Annotated in this window: 20 protein-coding genes; 8 read left to right on the plus strand and 12 right to left on the minus strand. The window is 71.1% G+C overall.

What is annotated here, in order from left to right; translation table 11 throughout:
* From hppD to AMIS_RS21145, 4 genes are all read right to left on the minus strand, one after another.
* Positions 1-1,194: a 4-hydroxyphenylpyruvate dioxygenase gene (gene hppD, locus AMIS_RS21130; RefSeq protein ID WP_014444410.1), complete on the minus strand. Its 1,194-nt coding sequence runs from the start codon at positions 1,192-1,194 to the stop codon at positions 1-3.
* A gap of 377 nt (positions 1,195-1,571) precedes the next feature.
* Positions 1,572-1,802: a hypothetical protein gene (locus AMIS_RS21135; RefSeq protein ID WP_014444411.1), complete on the minus strand. Its 231-nt coding sequence runs from the start codon at positions 1,800-1,802 to the stop codon at positions 1,572-1,574.
* 59 nt (positions 1,803-1,861) lie between these two features.
* Positions 1,862-2,062 carry a hypothetical protein gene (locus AMIS_RS21140; RefSeq protein WP_014444412.1) on the minus strand — a complete coding sequence of 67 codons (201 nt, stop codon included), beginning with the start codon at positions 2,060-2,062 and terminating at the stop codon, positions 1,862-1,864.
* A gap of 5 nt (positions 2,063-2,067) precedes the next feature.
* Positions 2,068-3,063, minus strand: a complete 996-nt coding sequence (locus AMIS_RS21145) for a S1 family peptidase (protein ID WP_063711169.1) — start codon at positions 3,061-3,063, stop codon at positions 2,068-2,070.
* Between the two features lie 46 nt (positions 3,064-3,109).
* Here AMIS_RS21145 and AMIS_RS42800 point away from each other — a divergent pair, with 46 nt between their 5' ends.
* The 4 genes from AMIS_RS42800 to AMIS_RS21160 all read left to right on the plus strand — a co-directional run bounded on the left by AMIS_RS42800 (position 3,110) and on the right by AMIS_RS21160 (position 5,332).
* The gene (locus AMIS_RS42800; RefSeq protein WP_157434961.1) at positions 3,110-3,250 is read left to right on the plus strand and encodes a hypothetical protein; all 141 of its coding nucleotides are present in this window, start codon (positions 3,110-3,112) and stop codon (positions 3,248-3,250) included.
* A gap of 94 nt (positions 3,251-3,344) precedes the next feature.
* On the plus strand, positions 3,345-4,082 hold the full coding sequence (locus AMIS_RS21150; protein WP_014444414.1) for an SDR family oxidoreductase: 738 nt from the start codon (positions 3,345-3,347) through the stop codon (positions 4,080-4,082).
* 51 nt (positions 4,083-4,133) lie between these two features.
* The gene (locus tag AMIS_RS21155; protein ID WP_014444415.1) at positions 4,134-4,763 is read left to right on the plus strand and encodes a TetR/AcrR family transcriptional regulator; all 630 of its coding nucleotides are present in this window, start codon (positions 4,134-4,136) and stop codon (positions 4,761-4,763) included.
* 11 nt (positions 4,764-4,774) lie between these two features.
* Positions 4,775-5,332, plus strand: a complete 558-nt coding sequence (locus AMIS_RS21160; RefSeq protein WP_014444416.1) for a dihydrofolate reductase family protein — start codon at positions 4,775-4,777, stop codon at positions 5,330-5,332.
* Positions 5,333-5,344: 12 nt separating this feature from the next.
* Here the strand turns inward: AMIS_RS21160 and AMIS_RS21165 are convergent, their stop codons facing one another.
* The 3 genes from AMIS_RS21165 to AMIS_RS21175 all read right to left on the minus strand — a co-directional run bounded on the left by AMIS_RS21165 (position 5,345) and on the right by AMIS_RS21175 (position 8,209).
* Positions 5,345-5,794: a DUF4396 domain-containing protein gene (locus AMIS_RS21165; protein ID WP_014444417.1), complete on the minus strand. Its 450-nt coding sequence runs from the start codon at positions 5,792-5,794 to the stop codon at positions 5,345-5,347.
* A gap of 84 nt (positions 5,795-5,878) precedes the next feature.
* Positions 5,879-6,523 carry a helix-turn-helix transcriptional regulator gene (locus AMIS_RS21170; protein ID WP_041831105.1) on the minus strand — a complete coding sequence of 215 codons (645 nt, stop codon included), beginning with the start codon at positions 6,521-6,523 and terminating at the stop codon, positions 5,879-5,881.
* 66 nt (positions 6,524-6,589) lie between these two features.
* Positions 6,590-8,209 carry a cyclic nucleotide-binding domain-containing thioredoxin-disulfide reductase gene (locus tag AMIS_RS21175; protein WP_014444419.1) on the minus strand — a complete coding sequence of 540 codons (1,620 nt, stop codon included), beginning with the start codon at positions 8,207-8,209 and terminating at the stop codon, positions 6,590-6,592.
* A gap of 177 nt (positions 8,210-8,386) precedes the next feature.
* Between AMIS_RS21175 and AMIS_RS21180 the strand changes: the two genes are divergently transcribed.
* The 3 genes from AMIS_RS21180 to AMIS_RS21190 are packed head-to-tail and all read left to right on the plus strand — an operon-like array spanning position 8,387 to position 9,461.
* Positions 8,387-8,764 (plus strand): DUF2089 domain-containing protein, encoded by a 378-nt coding sequence (locus tag AMIS_RS21180; RefSeq protein ID WP_197537959.1) that lies wholly within the window; start codon positions 8,387-8,389, stop codon positions 8,762-8,764.
* The gene (locus AMIS_RS21185; protein ID WP_014444421.1) at positions 8,761-9,021 is read left to right on the plus strand and encodes a hypothetical protein; all 261 of its coding nucleotides are present in this window, start codon (positions 8,761-8,763) and stop codon (positions 9,019-9,021) included. The genes AMIS_RS21180 and AMIS_RS21185 overlap by 4 nt, the downstream gene beginning before the upstream one ends.
* 17 nt (positions 9,022-9,038) lie before the next feature.
* The gene (locus AMIS_RS21190) at positions 9,039-9,461 is read left to right on the plus strand and encodes an SHOCT-like domain-containing protein (RefSeq protein WP_014444422.1); all 423 of its coding nucleotides are present in this window, start codon (positions 9,039-9,041) and stop codon (positions 9,459-9,461) included.
* A 92-nt stretch (positions 9,462-9,553) separates the two neighbouring features.
* Here AMIS_RS21190 and AMIS_RS21195 read toward each other — a convergent pair whose 3' ends face one another.
* The 3 genes from AMIS_RS21195 to AMIS_RS21205 form a co-directional block, all read right to left on the minus strand.
* Positions 9,554-10,540, minus strand: coding sequence for an SEC-C metal-binding domain-containing protein (locus AMIS_RS21195; RefSeq protein ID WP_014444423.1), 987 nt, complete (start codon positions 10,538-10,540; stop codon positions 9,554-9,556).
* Between the two features lie 652 nt (positions 10,541-11,192).
* Positions 11,193-12,497, minus strand: a complete 1,305-nt coding sequence (locus AMIS_RS21200) for an SAM-dependent methyltransferase (RefSeq protein WP_041831107.1) — start codon at positions 12,495-12,497, stop codon at positions 11,193-11,195.
* A 149-nt stretch (positions 12,498-12,646) separates the two neighbouring features.
* Positions 12,647-14,137 (minus strand): IMP dehydrogenase, encoded by a 1,491-nt coding sequence (locus AMIS_RS21205; RefSeq protein WP_014444425.1) that lies wholly within the window; start codon positions 14,135-14,137, stop codon positions 12,647-12,649.
* 132 nt (positions 14,138-14,269) lie between these two features.
* Between AMIS_RS21205 and AMIS_RS21210 the strand changes: the two genes are divergently transcribed.
* Entirely contained in the window at positions 14,270-16,567 is a 2,298-nt protein-coding gene (locus tag AMIS_RS21210) for a transketolase-like TK C-terminal-containing protein (protein ID WP_014444426.1), read from the plus strand.
* A gap of 4 nt (positions 16,568-16,571) precedes the next feature.
* Here AMIS_RS21210 and AMIS_RS21215 read toward each other — a convergent pair whose 3' ends face one another.
* Positions 16,572-17,639, minus strand: coding sequence for a zinc-dependent alcohol dehydrogenase family protein (locus AMIS_RS21215; protein WP_014444427.1), 1,068 nt, complete (start codon positions 17,637-17,639; stop codon positions 16,572-16,574).
* Between the two features lie 11 nt (positions 17,640-17,650).
* The gene (locus AMIS_RS21220; protein ID WP_014444428.1) at positions 17,651-18,640 is read right to left on the minus strand and encodes a serine hydrolase; all 990 of its coding nucleotides are present in this window, start codon (positions 18,638-18,640) and stop codon (positions 17,651-17,653) included.
* Positions 18,641-18,846 lie beyond the last annotated feature (206 nt).

Genomic DNA, 18,846 nt, shown 5'->3' on the forward strand with positions numbered 1-18,846 from the left:
CTAGAAGTTCCCGCGTTTGGCCTGCTCGCGCTCGATGGCCTCGAACAGCGCCTTGAAGTTGCCCTTGCCGAAGCCGAGCGAGCCGTGCCGCTCGATCAGCTCGAAGAAGACCGTGGGCCGGTCGCCGATCGGCTTCGTGAAGATCTGCAGGAGGTACCCGTCCTCGTCCCGGTCCACCAGGATGCCGCGCTTCTGCAGCTCCTCGATCGGCACCCGGACCTTGCCGATCCGGGCCCGCAGCTCCGGGTCGGAGTAGTAGGAGTCCGGCGTGGCGAGGAACTCGACGCCCTCCTCGGTCAGCACGTCGACGGCCCGCAGGATGTCGTTGGTGGCGAGCGCCAGGTGCTGTGCGCCGGGACCGCCGTAGTACTCCAGGTACTCGTCGATCTGCGACTTCTTCTTGCCGACCGCGGGCTCGTTGAGCGGGAACTTGACCCGGTGGTTGCCGGACGCGACGACCTTCGACATCAGCGCCGAGTAGTCGGTGGCGATGTCGTCGCCGATGAACTCGGCCATGTTGGTGAAGCCGAGCACCCGGTTGTAGAAGTCCACCCACTCGTCCATGGCGCCGAGCTCGACGTTGCCGACCACGTGGTCCAGCGCCTGGAAGATGCGCTTCTTCTTCGGCCGCGCCGAGGTACGCGCCACGTATCCCGGCAGGTAGGGGCCCGTGTAGTGGGTACGGTTGACGAGCGTGTGCCGTGTCTCGCCGTAGGTCGCGATCGCGGCCATCCGCACGGTGCCGAACTCGTCGGAGACGTCGTGCGGCTCCTCGAGGACGGTGGCGCCCTGGGCACGGGCGTGCTCGATGCACTTGTCGACGTCCGGCACCGCCAGCGCGATGTCGGTGATGCCGTCGCCGTGCCGGGCGTGGTGAGCGATGATCGGGCTGTCCGGCGCCACCCCGCCGTTGATGACGAACTTGATGGCGCCGCTCTTCAGCACATACGACATGTGGTCGCGGTTGCCGGTCTCCGGACCCGAGTAGGCGACCAGTTCCATCCCGAACGCCGACTGGAAGAAGTGCGCGGTCTGGGTGGCGTTGCCGGCCGCCCAGACGATCGCGTCCCAGCCGGTGACGGGGAACGGATCGGCGGCGGAGTCGTACTCGACGAGACCCACCAGCTGCTTGAGGGTGTCGAGATCGAGCTCCGCGAGCCGCTCTTCGTTGGTCAGCGTGTCGTTGACGGACATCGTGCTCCCTTCAGCGGGAAACCGGTGATGCCCCACAGGCTGCTCAGTGAGCTGTGGCCTGCGCAACACGTCCAGTTTCCGCCGAGCAGAATGCACAGATACCCGCTGGTAGGGCGGTTAGCACTGCGCAATCTGCTCAGGGAAGCGCTATGTCGGACGACGCCGGGGGCGGCGGTCCGGCGGGGCCCAGATCGGGCGGCGGGCGACCCCGCACCGCGATCGTCCCCGCCGGCGCAGTCGTGACGGGCGCGGCCACTGTGCGGGTTCCACTGATCCTCCTTCGGCGCGACGGGCGCCGGTCGGCCGTACCCGGGAATGGGCGCAAGCGAAACGCCCAGAACAGGGTAATCCTGCCATTGATGGCCGTGCTTCGGAGGTCAGTTCTCGGAGCCGCCGTCGAAGCTCTCCGCTCGCAGGCCGGCCACGGTGAGCGCGTCGAGCCGGTCGGCGAGGGCGGCCTCCTCGGTGCGGACCAGCTCCGCGTATTCGATCAGCACGCTGGGGTCGGTGGTGTCGTCGATCCGGTCGAAGTAGCGCTGCGTCTGCCGCACCGCCTCGGCGTAGGCCTCGGCGGCCGCCCGGATCCGGATCAAGGTCTCGTCTGCCATGACGGCGCGATTACCCGGTCGGATCGGGGCGGACACGTGAGCATGGACACCACCACCCGCTACCCGGCGTCCTCGTTGAGGGCCTCGTCGCGGGGCGTCTCGGTGGGTCGGCGGGTGATGCGTCCGGTCGGGGCGATGGTGTGCACGACCCGGGCGTCCGGCTGAGCCGTCGGGAACGTCATTCGCTGGAACTTCGGCATGACGGTGCCGTTCGGCAGCCGGCCGCCCGGGTTGAGGGAACGCCGGGAATCAGTCCGCAACCGGCTCAGCGCGCTGAGTTCCGCCGTCGCCCGCGGTACCGGCGCTTGCCCCGCGCCGCCGTGAGCAGCCCGATCAGGACGACCAGCACGATCGGGACGGACAGCAGGGCCGCAGGCGGCAGGGTCAGCGCGGCCGGGTCGCCGGCCGGTGGGGCGGCCACGGTGGTCCGGGCCGGCGTGCCGCCCGGCTTGGCGGGCTTCTTCGTGGTCTTCGACGGCTTCACCGACGGGCTCGCGGCCAGGTCGGACTTGATGATCGAGAGGATCCAGGGCGCTATCGCGTCCACCCGGGTCGCGATGTCCGGGCCGGTGTGCGGGCAGGCCGGGCCGCGGCTCACCACGCCCACCACCACCGCCGCGCCGTCCTTCGCCTCGGTGAAGTAGGGGCCGCCGGAGTCGCGCTCGCACGGGCTGGTGCTGCGTTTCGGTGACACTCCGGACAGTCCCATCTCGGTCTGCTCCACGCCGGTGACCCGGAACTGGCCCGTCCGCAGACGATCAGGGGTCCGTTTGGCGGTGGCGGTCGTCAGGCCGTACCCCACCAATCGGGCCTTCTGGCCCGCCGCCGGACGCGCCCGGCTCAGCCGCAGCGGGGTGATGTCCGTGATCCCGCGATCCAGCCGGGCCAGCGCGACATCCGCCTCGCCGTGCTGGCGGACCTCCACGACCTCGGTCTCGTGCCCGTCGTCGCCGCTCTGGTCGGTGCGCCCGACCGTGGCGAGGGACTCCTCGGCGACCGGGCGGGACACCCGGCGGCCGTCCGCGTCCTTGAAACAGTGCCCCGCCGTGAGCACCCAGTGCGGCGAGACCAGCCCGCCCGAGCAGGAGCTGTCGCGGCGGCCACCGTCCGCGGTCGGGATGCCGTTGTCGATCAGTTTGACCGCGAAGGGATACCGGCCGTCGGGCACACTCGTCCCGTTCGCGATCGCTTCGGCGGGCGCGGCCGCGACGACCGCCCCGATCGGCACCGCAAGGATCACCGGCAACAACTTCCAGAACATCCGCACACTGTTATTGACGAACGCAACCCGAATTACGTTCACACGGGTGCCGGGACGCGACGAGCGCCACGTGCCGGGATTGAACTTCGCCGTCTCCCCCGCGGTCGAGTGGCACTTCCGCACGATCTTCACGAAGCTCGGCCTCACCTCCCGCCGCGACCTGGCAACCGCCCTCCGCACCGGCTGACGCCCCGCACTTCCTCGCCATCATATGGACGCGACGTTCATTTCTTGGTTAAATGAACTCGTCGTTCATTTCAGTGAGTTGCAGGAGGCAGCACATGTCCACTCAGCAGAAGCGGGTCGCTCTGGTCACCGGTGGATCCGGGGGCATCGGCCGCGCCGTCGTGGAGCGGCTGTCGCGCGACGGTTTCGCCGTCGCGGTGCACTACGCCGGGAACGCCGCCCGGGCCGAGCAGATCGCCGGCACGATCACCGGGGCCGGCGGGGCCGCGATCGCCGTCGGCGGTGACGTCGCCGACGAGCAGGCGATGACGGCGGCCTTCGACGCCACCGAGGCCGCGTTCGGCGGGATCGACGTGGTCGTCAACACCGCCGGCATCATGCTGCTCTCCCCGATCGCCACCCTCGGCCTCGACGACCTGGACCGCATGCACCGCATCAACATCCGCGGCACCTTCGTCGTGTCGCAACTGGCGGCCAACCGGGTCCGCGCGGGCGGCGCGATCGTCAACTTCTCGACGAGCGTCACCCGGACACAGTTCCCCACGTACGGCGCCTACGTCGCCAGCAAGGCCGCGGTCGAGGCGATGACCCTGGTGCTGGCTCGTGAGCTGCGCGGCAAGGACATCACGGTGAACGCCGTCGCGCCCGGCCCCACCGCCACTCCCCTGTTCCTGGAGGGCAAGGACGAGACCGCCGTGGCGAACCTCGCCAAGGCCGCACCGCTGGAGCGCCTCGGTCAGCCCGAGGACATCGCGGAGGCGGTCGCCTTCCTGGCCGGCCCGGCCCGCTGGGTGAACGGCCAGGTGCTGTTCGCCAACGGCGGCCTCGCCTGAACCCCCGATACGAGACGAAAGCCAGATCATGTACGAGCGGAGGAACCACACGTGACGCGGCTGCCGGACCCGACCGAACCGTCCTCGTCCGGGCCGCGGGCACGGGGCCGCGGCCGGCGACCCATCGAGGAGGTCCGCGGCGACGTGCTCGACGCGACCGGACGCATCGTCCTGGGCGAGGGCATCGCCGGCCTCACCTTCGAGAAGGTCGCCAGGGCCGCCGCCGTCAGCAAGACCACCCTCTACAAACTCTGGCCCTCGCCGAACGCGCTGGCGCTGGACGCCTACTTCCACGCGGTCGCCGACACGCTCGCTTTCGAGACCACCGACGACGTACGCCGTGACCTGCTCGCCCAGCTGCACAACTTCGCCGCCGTCATGCGTACGCCCGGCGGCCGGGCCCTGCTGGAGCTGATCGGCGCCGCCCAGACCGATCCGGATCTCGCCGTCGCGTACCGCACCCGGTACTCGGCCGGCCGCCGGGCGCTCGCCTGCGAGCGGCTGACGCTGGCCCAGGAGCAGGGGCAGATCCGCGGCGACGTGGACGTGCGGGTCCTGGTCGACCAGCTCTGGGGCGCGGTCTACCACCGGCTGCTGGTCCCCGACGAGCCGGTCACCGACGAGTTCATCGAGGCCCTCGTGGCGAATCTGTTCACCGGGGTCACCCCTGACGGCCGCTAAGCTCGGCGGCCATGGGAATCCTCACCTTCAGCCTCAACGTCACCCTGGACGGTTGCGTCGACCACCAGGAGGGGATCGCCGACGACGAGACGCACGCCCACTTCACGCGCCTGATGGACGAGAGCGGCGCCATGCTCTGGGGCCGCGTCACCTACGAGATGATGGAGGTCTTCTGGCCGGCGGTGGCCCGCGGCGACGAGGAGGCGCCGCCGGCCATGCGGGAGTGGGCGGAGAAGCTGGAGGCGAAACCGAAGTACGTGGTGTCGTCGACGCGCACGGACTTCCCGTGGACCAACAGCCACCACGTCGCCGGTGATCTGCGCGAGGGCGTGCAGAAGCTGAAGGACGCCACCCCGGACGGGGTCCTGCTCGGCAGCGGCCTGCTCGCGACCGAGCTCGACCGGCTGGACCTGATCGACGAGTACCAGCTGCTCGTCCATCCCCGGATCGCCGGCCACGGGCCGACGCTGTACCAGCGCGGGCTGCCCGGCACGCGCCGGCTCGAGCTGATCTCCGCGTCGCCGTTCCGCAACGGCGCGGTGGCCATGCACTACCGCCGCGCGCGCTGAGCTCCGGGCGGCTCATCGGTGCGCGTGGTGGTACCGGTGCACGACCGCATGCCCCTTGCCGCGTGAGATCAGCCAGCGGTTGATCGGCACGGTCAGCACGAACGCGACAGCCAGGGCGAACGCCAGCGAGCCCCAGAAGAGGCCGCTGGCCAGCCCGGCCTCCATCGCGCCGGGGACGACGAGCATCACCGCGTTGTCCAGGATCTCCATCACGGCGATCGACACGGTGTCGGCGGCGAGGGCGACGCCGAGGGCGGTGCGCAGCGGGAGGCCGTGCGCCAGCAGCGGCCGCATGGTCAGCGCGTAGCCGAAAACGAACGCCAGCGCGATCGAGAGCACCACGGTGGGTCCGGCATGCCAGCCCAGCGCGGTGCCGATCACCATGCCCAGAATCTCGCCGATGGCGCAGCCGGTCAGGCAGTGCAGGGTGGCTTGAGCCGCGGAACGCCAGGAAGTCATCATGCGTCCAGCATACCCCCCGGGGGTATGAGTAAGTCCAGCGGAATTCGACTCGTGCCGATGCCTCGCGCTCCGGGGCCGGGGCGCTCAGATGACGCCGTACCGCATGGCGTGGGCGATGATGTGCGAGCGGTTGCGCAGCCGCAACCGCCGGGTGATGGCGTGGATGACGCCCTTCACGGTGCGTTCCGAGTAACACAGCTCGGCGGCGATCTCGGTGGTCTCCAGGCCCTCGGCCATCAACCGGATCACGGCGATCTCGCGGGGCGTCAGCCCGGACGCGGTGAGCCCCGCCTCGTCGAGGACCTGCCGTTGCAGCTCACGCAGATGCTTCAGCAGGTCCCCGACGAGCGGCGGCGGGAGCAGGCCGTCACCGGCCGCGACAGCGGTCACCGCGCGAACCAGCCGCTCCCCCGTCGCGGCCGCGCGCGGCAGCACCGACTGCACCCGGCACTCCACCGCGAGCAGCAGCTCGGACTCGTTGATCTCGTCGAGGACCAGCACCACCGGCCGCCGGGTGACGGCCGCCGAGCGGCGCAGCGCCGGCACCACCCGGGCGTCGAGCCGGTCGGCGGCGAACACCAGCACCTCACCGCCGGCCTCGTCCGGGTCCAGCACCAGCAGCTCGGGCCGGTCGGCGAGCAGCCCGCTCAGCCCGGCCAGGGTGAGCGGGTCAGTGGCGCGCAGCGAGACGGAGATCTGCGTCGCCGGCGCGACGGCCTGGGTGGTCATGTCGTCCTCCTTCGGAACCTGCTGCGGCAACAGTGCCGCAGCGGGTGGCGGGAGGCATACGTCGAATCACTGACGATTCAGTGACTGGTGCACCGAGCGGACCGCGCCGGACCCCTCGCCGACCGCGGCGGCGACCCGTTTCATCGAGCCGAGCCGCACGTCGCCGGCGGCGAACACACCGGGCACGCTGGTCTCAAACGGCAGCCGGCCGGGCCCATCGGTACGGATGAACCCGTCCCCGTCCAGCTCCGGCCCGTCCAGCCACGACGTGTCGGCGACCGCGCCGATGAAACTGAACAGCCCCCGGCAGGCGAGCCGCCCGCCCCGGCCGGTCACCGTGATCCGGTCCAGGTGCTTCCCGCCGTGCAGCGCGGTGACCTCGGCACCGGTCAGCACCGTGATCCTCGGATCGGCGCGGATCCGCTCGACCAGGTAGGCCGACATCTTCGCGCCGAGATCGTCACCCCGCACGATCAGGGTGACATGCCGGGCGTACCGGGCCAGGTGCAGCGACGCCTGCCCGGCCGAGTTGGCGCCGCCGACCACCGCGACCGGCTCACCGGCGACGGTCTGCGCCTCCAGATCGGTCGCGGCGTGATAGATCCCCGCGCCGACGAAGTGGTCCCACCTGCCGATCGGCAACGACCGGTACGCGGCGCCGGTCGCGATCAACACGGCCCGCGCCCGGATCCGGGTGCCGTCGCCGAGCACCAGCTCGTGCCCGTCCGGCCCGGACCGCAGGGCCGCGACCCCGCACGGGGTGGCGATCTCGGCGCCGAACTTGAGCGCCTGCACGGCCGCCCGGGTGGTCAGATCCAGGCCGCTGAGCCCGAACGGGAAGCCCAGGTAATTCTCGATCCGGGCGCTCGTCGCGGCCTGCCCGCCGGTGGCGACCGCGTCGAGCAGCAGCGTGGCGAGCCCCTCCGAGGCGCCGTAGACCGCGGCGGCCAGCCCGGCCGGTCCGGCACCGACGATCGCCAGGTCGATCACCCCGCGGCCGGTGCTCCGGTACGACAGACCGAGCCGCTCGCTGAGCACACCCGGCGTGACCCGGCGCAGCGTGGCCCCGGCGGTGAACGCGACGGGCAGGTCGGCGGATCCGAGCCCGGCGTCGCGCAGCGCGGTTCGCCCGGGCGCTGCCTCGCTGTCCACCCAGAGGTGCGGCAGCCCCTGCCGGGACAGGAAGACCTGCAGGGCGAGACTCTCCCCGGCGCGCGGGTCGCCGACGATGCGGGTCTCCTGCTCGGCGCTCATCCGCAGCAGCCGGCGGCGGGCCAGGAACGCGCGCAGGAACAGGTCGCCGAGGTCGGTCTGCTGCGCCATCAACCGGCGGAACCCACCGTGGTCGATCATCAGCACCGTGCCCGGCTCGGCGACCCGCACCGCGAGGTTGCCGATCTGCCCGGTCAGCAGGCTCAGCTCACCGGCGAACCCGCCCGGGCCGTAGGTGAGGAACGGCTCCTCGGACACGGCACGGGAGGTCAGTGTGGCCGACTCGCTGATCACGAGATCGCAGTTGGCGTCGCCGATCTCGTACAGCGGCTGCCCGGCGACCACCGCGACCCGCGTGCCGTAACCGGCGGCCAGGCTCAGCTGCTCGGCGGTGAGCAGCGCGGTCGCGGCCGCCCGCAGATCCTCGGTGCGCAGCCCTAGCTCCGGGAACGATGTTGCTGGCAGGTTCGTCACCCGGCAACCGTGCCAGCGCCGGCGGCCGGAGCGCTGTACGCGGCGCCGTTCCCGTCCCGCACGGGCAGGCCCGGTTGCCCGCCGGACCCGGCGACCGTCGCGGCCAGGCCAGCCAGATCATGGAAGTTAACACGTACCCCATGGTGATCTTGATTTTTTTAAGGTAGAACTTGATATATGACAGAGCGGGCGATGGACTGGCAGGAACTCACCGACCTCACCCGGGGCCGGCCGTTCGTCGTCGAGCGGGTGCGCCTGGAAGGCAGCGGCGTCGTGATCGAGGGCGAGTTCGAGCTGCCGCAGCTGGCTCAGCTCGGCGTCGAGGAGCAGGTCTTCGTCACGGCGTTCGTGCGGTGCCACGGCTCGATCAAGGAGATGGAGCGGATCTTCGGGGTGAGCTACCCGACGATCAAGTCACGGCTGAACCGGATCGCGCAGACGCTCGACTTCGTCGAGACCGATCCGGCGCCGTCCCGGGCCGAGGTCATCGCCCGGCTGCGGCGCGGCGAGATCACCGCCCAGCAGGCCCTCGCCGAGCTGGACGGTGGAGCGTGATACCGCAGCTGGTGACCGTCCGGGTGGACCGGCCGGGGCGCGGGCCGATCCGTGCCTGGGTGCCGGTTCTCCCGGTGGCGCTGCTGCTGTCACCCCTGCTGATCGTGGCGGTGGTGGCGGCGGTGATCGCCTGTGTGGTGTTCCGCATCGACGTGGTGCGGGCGTTCGGCGTCGGCTGGCGACTGATCTGCGCGCTGCCCGGCACCCGGGTCGACGTCCACGAGGGACGCTCGACCCTGCTCGTCAGGATCCGATAGAACCAGAGGGAGAGACAGTGACCGAACAACGCAGAGACATCCTCGACATGCTGGCCGAGGGCAAGATCACCGCAGAGGAGGCGGAGCAGCTGATCGCCGCGCTGGAGCGCAACCAGCCGCCGGTGGCCGCGGTCACCGAGACCCGGCCCAAGGGCACCGCTAAATATCTGCGCGTCGAGGTGGACACCACCGAGGGCGGCGAGCCGGGGCGGGTCAACGTCCGGGTGCCGCTGCAGCTGCTGCGGGCCGGTGTGCGGCTCGCCGCGCTGATCCCGCCGCAGGCGCTGACCAAGGCCAACGCCGAGCTGAGCAAGTCGGGCGTCCCGTTCGACCTGACGCAGCTCAAGCCGGAGCAGCTGGAGGAGCTGATCGAACACCTCGACGAGGTGACGGTCGAGGTCGACCAGCCGGACAGCAAGGTGCGGGTCTTCTGTGAGTGAACCCGGGAGGGTGCTGGAACACCCTCCCGGGGACCGCTGAAACAGCTATCGCGATACTAGCCGAGGGCCATCGAATTCGATGGTCCTCGGCCTCAGCTGCGGGAACGCGGCAGGCAGCACTTCTTGTACTTCTGGCCGGAGCCGCACCAGCACGGCGCGTTCCGCTCCGGCGGCCAGCTGATCTGCGCGGTTCCGGACTCCAGCTGGCGGGCGTACCCCGCGCGGTTCTCCGCGCTTCCCGGGTCGCCGTCACCGGCCAGCGCGGTGAAGCCGGCGACCGAACCCGGCAGCACCGCCAGATCGGCCCGGCCCGCCCCGGCCAGCCGCACCAGCTCGCGCTCCAGCCGGGCGCGGTGCTCGTCCCAGGTCGTGCCGTACGCCTCGGTCAGCTTGCGCACCTCGTCGAACGCGGGCTGCGGCCAGAACACCAGGTCACCGGCCGGCTCCGCGGCCGCGCGGGCGTTCGCGTTCGCGAGCCGGGTCTCCAGCCGCTCGGCCAGGTTGTCGTGCGCGTCGTGCTGCAGACCCAGCATGTGACGGACCCGGTGCCGCTGCTGCAGCAGGAAGAAAAGCGTCCCTGCGTCCTCCGCGCTGGCCGGCTCCGCCGTCCCGCCGCGCTCGGCGAGGGCCTCCTTCACCGCCTCGGTCAGCCACTGCTCGGCCTCCCGGCCACGGCCACCGACAGCCAGGGCGGCACTCAGGTACGCCGCGGCGTCCGGGAACCGGGTCAACGTGGGGCGCAGCGGCTCCAGCTCGGCCATCGCCTCGTCGCCGCGACCAGCCCGGAACAGCAGCCGGGCACGCACCGCACGGGCGGTCGCGGCCGGGCTGTCATCCCGCTTGCCGAACGCGTCGACGGCCTGCTCCACATAACGCAGGGCGGCGTCAAGCTTGCTGCGGCTCTCGGCGATCTCGGCGGCGAGCGTCAACGCCACGCCCGCGTCGTCCGGGTCGGCGAGCCGGCCGGCCTCCGCGGCACTCGCCAGATCGGCGGCGACACCGAGCGGGTCGGCGGCACCGAGGGCGGACTCCCGGATCTCGGTCAGGTCTGCACTGGTCAGATCGGATTTCAACGGCACGTGGTCACGCTACTGCGTTGCGCGCGGGCGCGGCCGTTGATCTGGATCACTCAGCGGGTGCATCGCGGGGCGGGGCGGGGCGGCCCGGGGGCGGGCGTGAGTCGCGGGCTCGAGTCACGGGCGGGGGTCACGGGCCCGGGTCACGGGCGAGAGTCGCAGGCGCGGGTCACGCTCGGGCGCGGGTCGGGGGCGCGAGGCACGAGCGCGGGTCCCAGATCTTGGAAATGCCGACGCCGGCTGGCGCCCAGTGCGGACAAATCGGATGCCCGACAGCACTGAAAGCCAGCCGGACCAGCCGGCTCACAGCGCTGGTCCGGCACCGACGTGACGGCGACTTGATCACGTGCACCAGCTACGGCTCGTTCGCCACCGTGTGCTGACGCCTACGCCGGCGGTCACCGTGAGCGCTGGTCTCGGGTAGACGCAGGCTCACCGTGAGCGCGGGTAAGGGGTCGACGCGGGCTCACCGTGAGCCCTGGGCCCGGGCCGGTGCGGGTTCACCGTGAGCGCGGGTCACGGGTGGACGCGGGGCCACCGTGAGCGCGCGTCACGGGTGGACGCGGGCCCACCGTGAGCGCGCGTCACGGCTCGACGCGGGGCCACCGTGAGCGCCGGGCGCGGGCGGGACGGATCCCCTCAGGGGGGGACCCCGTCAGGCCAGGTAGGCGCCTCGGGTCGGGGGCATCTCGCTGACGCCGTCGCGGTGGGCCTTCACCGCGAGCACCTGGTTGACCCCGATGTTCGCCTGTTCGAACGCGAGCGCGGACGCCGCCATGTAGAGCCGCCACACCCGCGCGCGGCCGGGACTGGTCAGCTGGACGGCGGTGGACCAGTCGGATTCCAGGTTCGCCACCCAGGCCCGCAGCGTACGCCCGTAGTGCTCACGCAGCGCGTGCACGTCACGCACCTCGAAGCCGGCGTCCTCGAGGAGGCTCACGGTGGTGCCGATGGAGGCCAGTTCGCCGTCCGGGAAGACGTAGGCGTCGATGAAGCTGCGCTGCTGGTCCGGCGCGGCGGGTGCCGGGTGCAAGGCGGAGATCTGGTGGTTGAGCAGGCGGCCGCCGCGCTTGAGGTGGCGGAAGAGGATCCCGGCGTACTCCCGGTAGGGGCCGGTACCGACGTGTTCGGCCATGCCGACGCTGGAGATCGCGTCGAACGGGCCGTCGTCGAGGTCGCGGTAGTCCTGGACCCGGATCTCGACCTGGTGGCTGAGGCCGGCGGCGGCGACCTGCTTGCGGGCGAACTCGGCCTGCTCGGTGGAGAGGGTGATGCCGAGGACCTCTACGCCGTACTCCCGGGCGGCGTGGATCGCCAGGCTGCCCCAGCCGCATCCGACGTCGAGCAGCCGCATGCCCGGTTCGAGGCCCAGTTTCCGGCAGATCAGGTCGAGTTTGTCGCGCTGGGCGTCGGCCAGGCCGTACCCGGGGGCGTCCGATGTCCAGTACGCGCAGGAGTAGACCATGCTTTCGCCGAGCACCAGGCGGTAGAAGTCGTTGCCGACGTCGTAGTGGTGGCTGATCGCCTGGCGGTCGCGGCTCTTGCTGTGCCGGGCGCCGGAGACGGCCATCTCCTCGGCGGGCGGCTTGGGCTGGCTGCCGATGACGCCGAGCCGGAGCGCCTCGGTCATCACGGAGCGTAGCGGGATGTGCTTGCCGGTTCCCTTGCTGCCGGACGTGGTCCAGAGCAGCGCGGTGAGGCGGGAGAGCACGTCGTACAGGTCGCCCTCGACGTCGATCTCGCCGGAGACGTACGCCCGGGCCAGGCCGAGCTGGTTGGGCTGCCAGACCAGCCGGCGCAGCGCACGGCGATGCTTGATGATCACAACGGGGGCGTCGGCGGGGCCGGCCTCGGAGCCGTCCCAGGCGCGCAGGCGCACCGGCATGGGCGTCTGCAGCAGCGTCTCGAGCAGGCTTTTCAGGCGTACGGCGGTGGTGTCGGTGTGGATGGTGGTAGGCATGAGGACCTCCCCGGGGTGGAACGCGCCGCGCTCGGGCGGGAACCGAGCGCGGTCGATCTCGAACCACTTCACTATCCGCCCGGACCGGGGATTTGTATAAGGTCCTTCTGTAACTTTGTGTTGAAGGACTCATCCAGGTTTCGTGAGCATCAGCCCACGGTGGGACGTTCGTTGCGTTCGATGTCCTCGGAGTTCTGCACGAACGTCTGCTGGGAGACCTGGACCAGGGTGGCCGTCTCGTGGAAGCGGCGCAGGGTGGTCGAGCCGCAGCTGATCATCGTGGAGCGGAGTTTGGCGAGGGTGACCTTGACGTTGTCGTACAGGCTGCCGGCGAACGGGACGTAACCGTCGACGCCCTCCTCGAAGTGCAGCTCGGTGCCCTGGCCGTACCGGGCCGCGTTGCGAGCCCGCGCGCTGCCCTCGCCCCAGTACTCCTTCAGCGCCTGACCGCGGACCTTGACCAGCGGCGCCGGGCTCTCGGTGAACCGGGCGAAGTAGCGGCCGAGCATCAGGAAGTCGGCGCCGAACGCGAAGGCGATCGCCATGTGCGAGTCGTGCAGGACGCCGCCGTCGGAGCAGAGCGGGACGTACTCGCCGGTCCGCTGCGCGTAGGCGTCCCGGGCGGTGACGATCTCGGCGAGCGCGGACGCCTGGCCCCGGCCGATGCCTTTTTGGTCGCGGGTGATGCAGATCGAACCGCCACCGATACCGACCTTCACGAAATCGGCGCCGGCGTCCGCGAGATAGTCGAATCCCCGGGCGTCGACGACGTTTCCGGCGCCGATCCGGACCGTGTCGCCGTACTCGGTGCGGACGAATTCCAGGACGTTCTTCTGCCACACCGAATAGCCGTCCGAGGAATCGAGGCAGAGCACGTCCGCACCGGCCTCGACGAGCGCCGGAATCCGTTCGCGGTAGTCGTGCGTGTTGACGCCGGCGCCGACCCGGAACTGTTTGTCGTCGTCGACGCTCTCGTTGCTGAACTGCTTGTGCAGCTCGTAGTCGCGGCGTTGGACGAGCGCGGTGACCCGGCCGTCGTCGCCGACCAGCGGCAGCACGTCCTGGCGTGAGTCCCAGAGCAGCGAGTTCGCGGTGGACAGCGACATCCCCGCGGTGCCGGTCACCAGCTCGGCGCCGCCGCGCATCCGGCTCTCCACGCTGTCGCCGACGTGGTGGCGGTGGAAGTTGAAGTCCTGGGTGGTGATCAGGCCGAGGAACGCACCGCTCGGGGTGCCGTCGTCGGTGACCACCGCCGCGTCGCGCCCGGTGGACCGCAGCAGCTCGTCGGCCTCGCCGAGGGTCGCCGACGGCTTGATGTTGACGTCGTTGTGCCGGAAGCCGGCCTTGTGCTTCTTGACCGCGGAGACCATGCCGGCCTGCTCGGCGATCGGCTGGTTCTGGTGGATGAACGACAGGCCGCCGACCTGCGCCAGGGCTATCGCCAGCTGCGGCGACGACACGGCGCCCATGATCGCGCTGGTCAGCGGGGTGGCGATCCGTATCGGGGAGGCCTGCCCGAGGCGGTGGCGGACCACGGGTGCGGAGAGGTCGACGTTGTCCGGGGTGCAGGTCTCATCGGTGAGGTTCGGGACGAGCAGGTATTCACCGAAGGTGCGGGAGATCTCGGGCAGGATCCGCACTGCTGCACTCCTTTGAGTTGTCTGCCATGCTTTGCGGTGCTTGGTGATGATCGGATGACGTTACCAGCCGGACTCCCGGGCGCGGGGCGGTCACCCCGTACCCGAAAGAGGGTTTGCCGTTACGCTCTGCCCGTGAGTGATCGCATAGACATCGGTGTCCTGCGTGAGATCGCCCGGCGTGTGCTCTGGCTGTCGGCCTCGATCGTCGACGCCGCAAACGCCGGACGGCCGAACGACTCCGGGGTGAAGGTCGGTGGCCATCAGGCGTCCAGCGCCTCCATGGTCGACATCATGGTGGCGCTCTGGTTCGCCGAGCTCACCGCGGATGACCGGGTGTCGGTGAAGCCGCACGCCTCCCCGGTGCTGCACGCGATCAACTACCTGCTCGGCGACCTGGACGAGTCCTACCTGCCCCGGCTGCGCGACAAGGGCGGGCTGCAGTCCTACCCGTCGCGGCTGAAGGACCCGGACACCGTCGACTTCTCCACCGGCTCGGTCGGCATCGGCGCGACGGCCGCGCTCTGGGCCGCGATGGCCCACCGCTACCTGGCGTCCCGCTTCCCCGGCACACGGACCGGCGGGCGGTTCGTCAGCCTTCTCGGTGACGCCGAACTCGACGAGGGCGCCATCTGGGAAGCGGTGATGGACCCGGCCGTCGCGAAGATGGGCGAGCTGCTCTGGGTCGTCGACCTCAACCGGCAGTCGCTGGACCGGGTCGTCCCGGACATCCAGATCGCCAAGCTGCAGGGCATGTTCGCCGCCGCCGGCTGGCAGGTGGTCGTCCTCAAGTGGGGACGGATGATCTCCCGGCTGTTCGAGCGGCCCGGGGGCGAGGCGCTGCGCGCCCGGCTCGAGGCGATGCCGAACGAGGAGTACCAGCGGATGCTGCGGGCCGCCCCGGCGCAGACCGCCGAGCGCATCCTCGCCGACGCGCCGCACCTCAAGCCGCTGCTCGACGACATCGACCCGGCCGAGCTGGCCGCCGCCGTGCGCGACCTCGGCGGCCACGACCTGGGCCTGCTCGTCGACACGTTTCGCGGGGTGGACGCGGACCGGCCGACGGTGGTGTTCGCCTACACCGTCAAGGGCCGCGGCCTGCCCACCGAGGGACACCCCAACAACCACTCCGCGCTGCTCACCGCCGCGCAGATGGACGCCCTCGCCGCCGCGTCCGGGATGGATCGCTCCGCGCCGTGGCAGCCGTTCGACGCGGGCGACGCGGCCGGGAGACTGTGCGCGCGGCGGCGGGAGGCACTGCGCCGTGAGCCCGTGACGCCGACCGCGCCGGTGACGGTTCCGGCTCAGCTCGGCCACCCGTACCGCAAGGCGATCAGCACTCAGGCCGCGCTCGGCCGGCTCCTCGCCGACCTGCCCCGGGACGCGCCCGGGGCCGCCGCCCGGGTCGTCACCTGCTCCCCCGACGTCGCGTCCTCCACCAACCTCGGCGGCTGGATCAACAAGACCGGCGTGTGGTCGGCCGAGGACCGGCGGGACTGGTTCGCCGACGACGCCGAACGGGTGCTGCGGTGGCAGGAGAACAGCACCGGCCAGCACATCGAACTCGGCATCGCGGAGGTCAACCTGGTTTCGCTGCTCGGCGAGCTCGGGGCGACCTGGTCGCGCTGGGGCGAGCGGCTCATCCCGATCGCCACCCTGTACGACCCGTTCGTCTCCCGGGCGCTCGAACCGTGGTCGTACGGGATCTACGCCGGTGGGCAGTCGATCCTGGTCGGCACGCCGTCCGGGGTGACCCTCGCGCCGGAGGGCGGCGCCCACCAGTCGATCACCACCCCGTCGATCGGCCTGGAACAGCCCGGATGCGTGGCCTGGGAGCCGGCGTTCGCGCAGGACCTCGAGTGGTGCTTCCTGCACGCGATGAGCCGGGTCGGCGTGGACGGGGGCACGTCCGCGTACTTCCGGCTCTCCACCCGGCCCCTCGACCCGGCTCTCGCGCGGGTCCCCGACGATCCGGCGCTGCGGGAGCGCCGGCGGCGGCAGGCGGTCGCCGGCGGGTACCGGATCTCGGGTTCCGCCACGGACCGGGTCACGCTCGTCGGCGTCGGGGCGATCATGCCGGAGGTGATCGCGGCGGCGGAGGCCCTCGCGGGGCACGGTGTCGACGCCGGTGTCATCTGCCTGACCAGCCCCGACCTGGTGTTCCGGTCGCTGCAGCAGCGCGGCAGCCGGGACCCCGGGGTGGGCGGGGACATCCTCGAGGAGCTGCTGCCGGCCGGGCGGGGGACGCCGCTGGTGACGGTTCAGGACGGGCATCCGCACACGCTGGCGTTCCTGGCGGCGGCTCGCGGTGACCGGATCCGGTGCCTGGGGGTGACCGAGTTCGGTCAGTCGTCGAGCCTCGCTGACGCGTACCGGCTGCACGGGATCGACACGTCGGCGATCGTGGACGCGGCGCTGACCCTGATCTCCTGATCTCTTAGCGCGTCGGGTCGATCATGGTCATGCCGGCGACTGTCGCGCTGTCGAAGCCGGGCAGCAGGGCGGCTGCCTCCTCCAGTCCCACCGTGCGCTCGATCAGGCGATCGGGCGCGAGGACGCCGCGCTCGATCAGCTGCAGCATGGCCGGATAGTCGGCGGCGGCCATCCCGTGGCTGCCGAGGACGTCCAGCTCCCAGCCGATCACGCGGGCCATCGGGACCCGGGGGTGGCCGTCGATCGGGGGCAGCAGGCCGACCTGGACGTGGCGGCCCCGGCGACGCAGGCTGAGGATGGCGTCGGCGCAGGTCTGCTCGCTGCCGACCGCGTCGACGGAGACGTGACTGCCGCCGCCGGTGAGATCGTGGACGGCCTGCGGAATCCCGTCGGCCCGCGGCGCGAGCCCGGTCTCGCGCCCGGCGGCGCGCAGCGTGTGGTCGGCGCCGAGGGCCGCCGCTGCGGCGAGGGCCTCGGCGTTGCGGTCCACGGCGATCACCCGCGCACCCAGGGCTCGCGCGATCATCACGGCGCTCAGGCCGACGCCTCCGGCGCCGATCACCGTCACCCACTCCCCCTCGGCGAGCCGGGCACGACCCACCAGGGCCCGGTACGCGGTGGCGAACCGGCACCCGAGCCCGGCCGCCGCCGCGAACCCCACCTGATCGGGAATCGCCACCAGGTTGGTGTCCGCGGCGTGCAGGGCCACGAACTCGGCGAACGACCCGGCGTGCGTGAAGCCGGGCTGCTGCTGGTCCGGGCAGACCTGGGCCTGCCCGGACCGGCACCACTCGCAGCGCCCGCAGCCGCAGACGAACGGCACGGTCACCCGGTCGCCGGCCGACCAGCGCCGGACACCCGCGCCGACCTCGGCCACCACGCCGGCCAGCTCGTGCCCCGGCACGTGCGGGAACACGATGTCGTCGTCGTGACCCGCCCAGCCGTGCCAGTCGCTGCGGCACATCCCGGTCGCGGCGACCCGCACCACGACTCCGCCGGCCGGGGCGACGGGGGCGGGCATCACCCGTACCCGGGGAAGGGTTTGGGCAGTGTCGATCACGACGGCGCGCATGCGCCCATTGTTCAGCCGCCGTCGACCGGATGGAACGGGTGGGGCAGGGAACGGGGCGCGACGGTCCGCGCGGCCGTGGTGGCGGGCAGGTTGTCCATCATCGTGCGACCGATCCTGGAGTGCGCCTGCACCGCCGGGTGGGTCGCGCCGTAGTTCTCCGGGTCACCCAGACCCTCGGCGAACATCGCGTAGGTCAGCAGCGGCACGCCGTTCGCGCTGAACATGATGCCCGCCTCGTGCCGGGACTCGCCGAGATCGTTGAAGCCGGCGCCGTACTTGGTGGCGACCCGCTCGCGCTCCTTCGACGACATCACCCGGCGGACGCCGTCGTGATAGCCGTTCAGCCAGCGGGTGATGCTCAGCAGGAAGTCGCAGGACTCCGGCTTCAGCAGGGTCTTGGTGGCCAGCCGCCAGAGCAGGTCGTGCATCTCGCGCGGCGTGGTCGTGCCGAGGAAGAAGCGGTTCGGGTTCGCCACCGGCTCCACCCTGGTGTGCACGAACCCCTTGGCGGCGAGGATCTCGTTGATCTCCAGCGCGGGGACGACACGACCACACATGCGTACGGCGGTGTTGTCCGAGACGAGAAGCATGGCGGTCAGGAAGTTCGCGACCGTGATCTCGTCGCCCCAGACGCGGTGCAGGTGGTAGATGCCCGAGCCGCCGAGGATGATGTCGGCGGGCAGGTCGAGCTTCGTGCCGAGGGTCAGCCCGCCACGGTCGATCTTGTCCATGACGGCGGTGGCGACGGCGAGTTTCTGCACGCTGTAGCCGTGGGTGACGTGGTCGGCGTCGTCCTCGACGATCGGTTTCGGCGTGCCGGTGGCGTCGACGGCGGCGATGTGGGTGTGCCAGACGCCGCCCGCTCTGGACTTCTCCCGCTGGTAGACCTTCCGGATCGACCTCGTGCCGTTCTCCGCGGCTTCAGCGGGACTGCTCATGCCTGCGACCGCGGCGGCGGCGCCGAGACCCAGCGCCGAGCGGCGGGACATGCTCGATGACATTGCTCTCCCTCGATGGACAGGAGCGCCAAGATACCGGGGGCCGTCAACGGTGGCATCTCGCAGATCCTGCCACATTGACCCCTGTCGAACGCGTTGACCATTCATGAACGACAAATAGATCAACTTGCGCGGCTCCCTAGAATGAGATCTGCGGCCGAGGCACCGTGGCCCCGGAAACATCTGCATTCTCGGTGGAGGCGCATTCC

The organism is Actinoplanes missouriensis 431, assembly GCF_000284295.1.
Lineage (GTDB): Bacteria > Actinomycetota > Actinomycetes > Mycobacteriales > Micromonosporaceae > Actinoplanes > Actinoplanes missouriensis.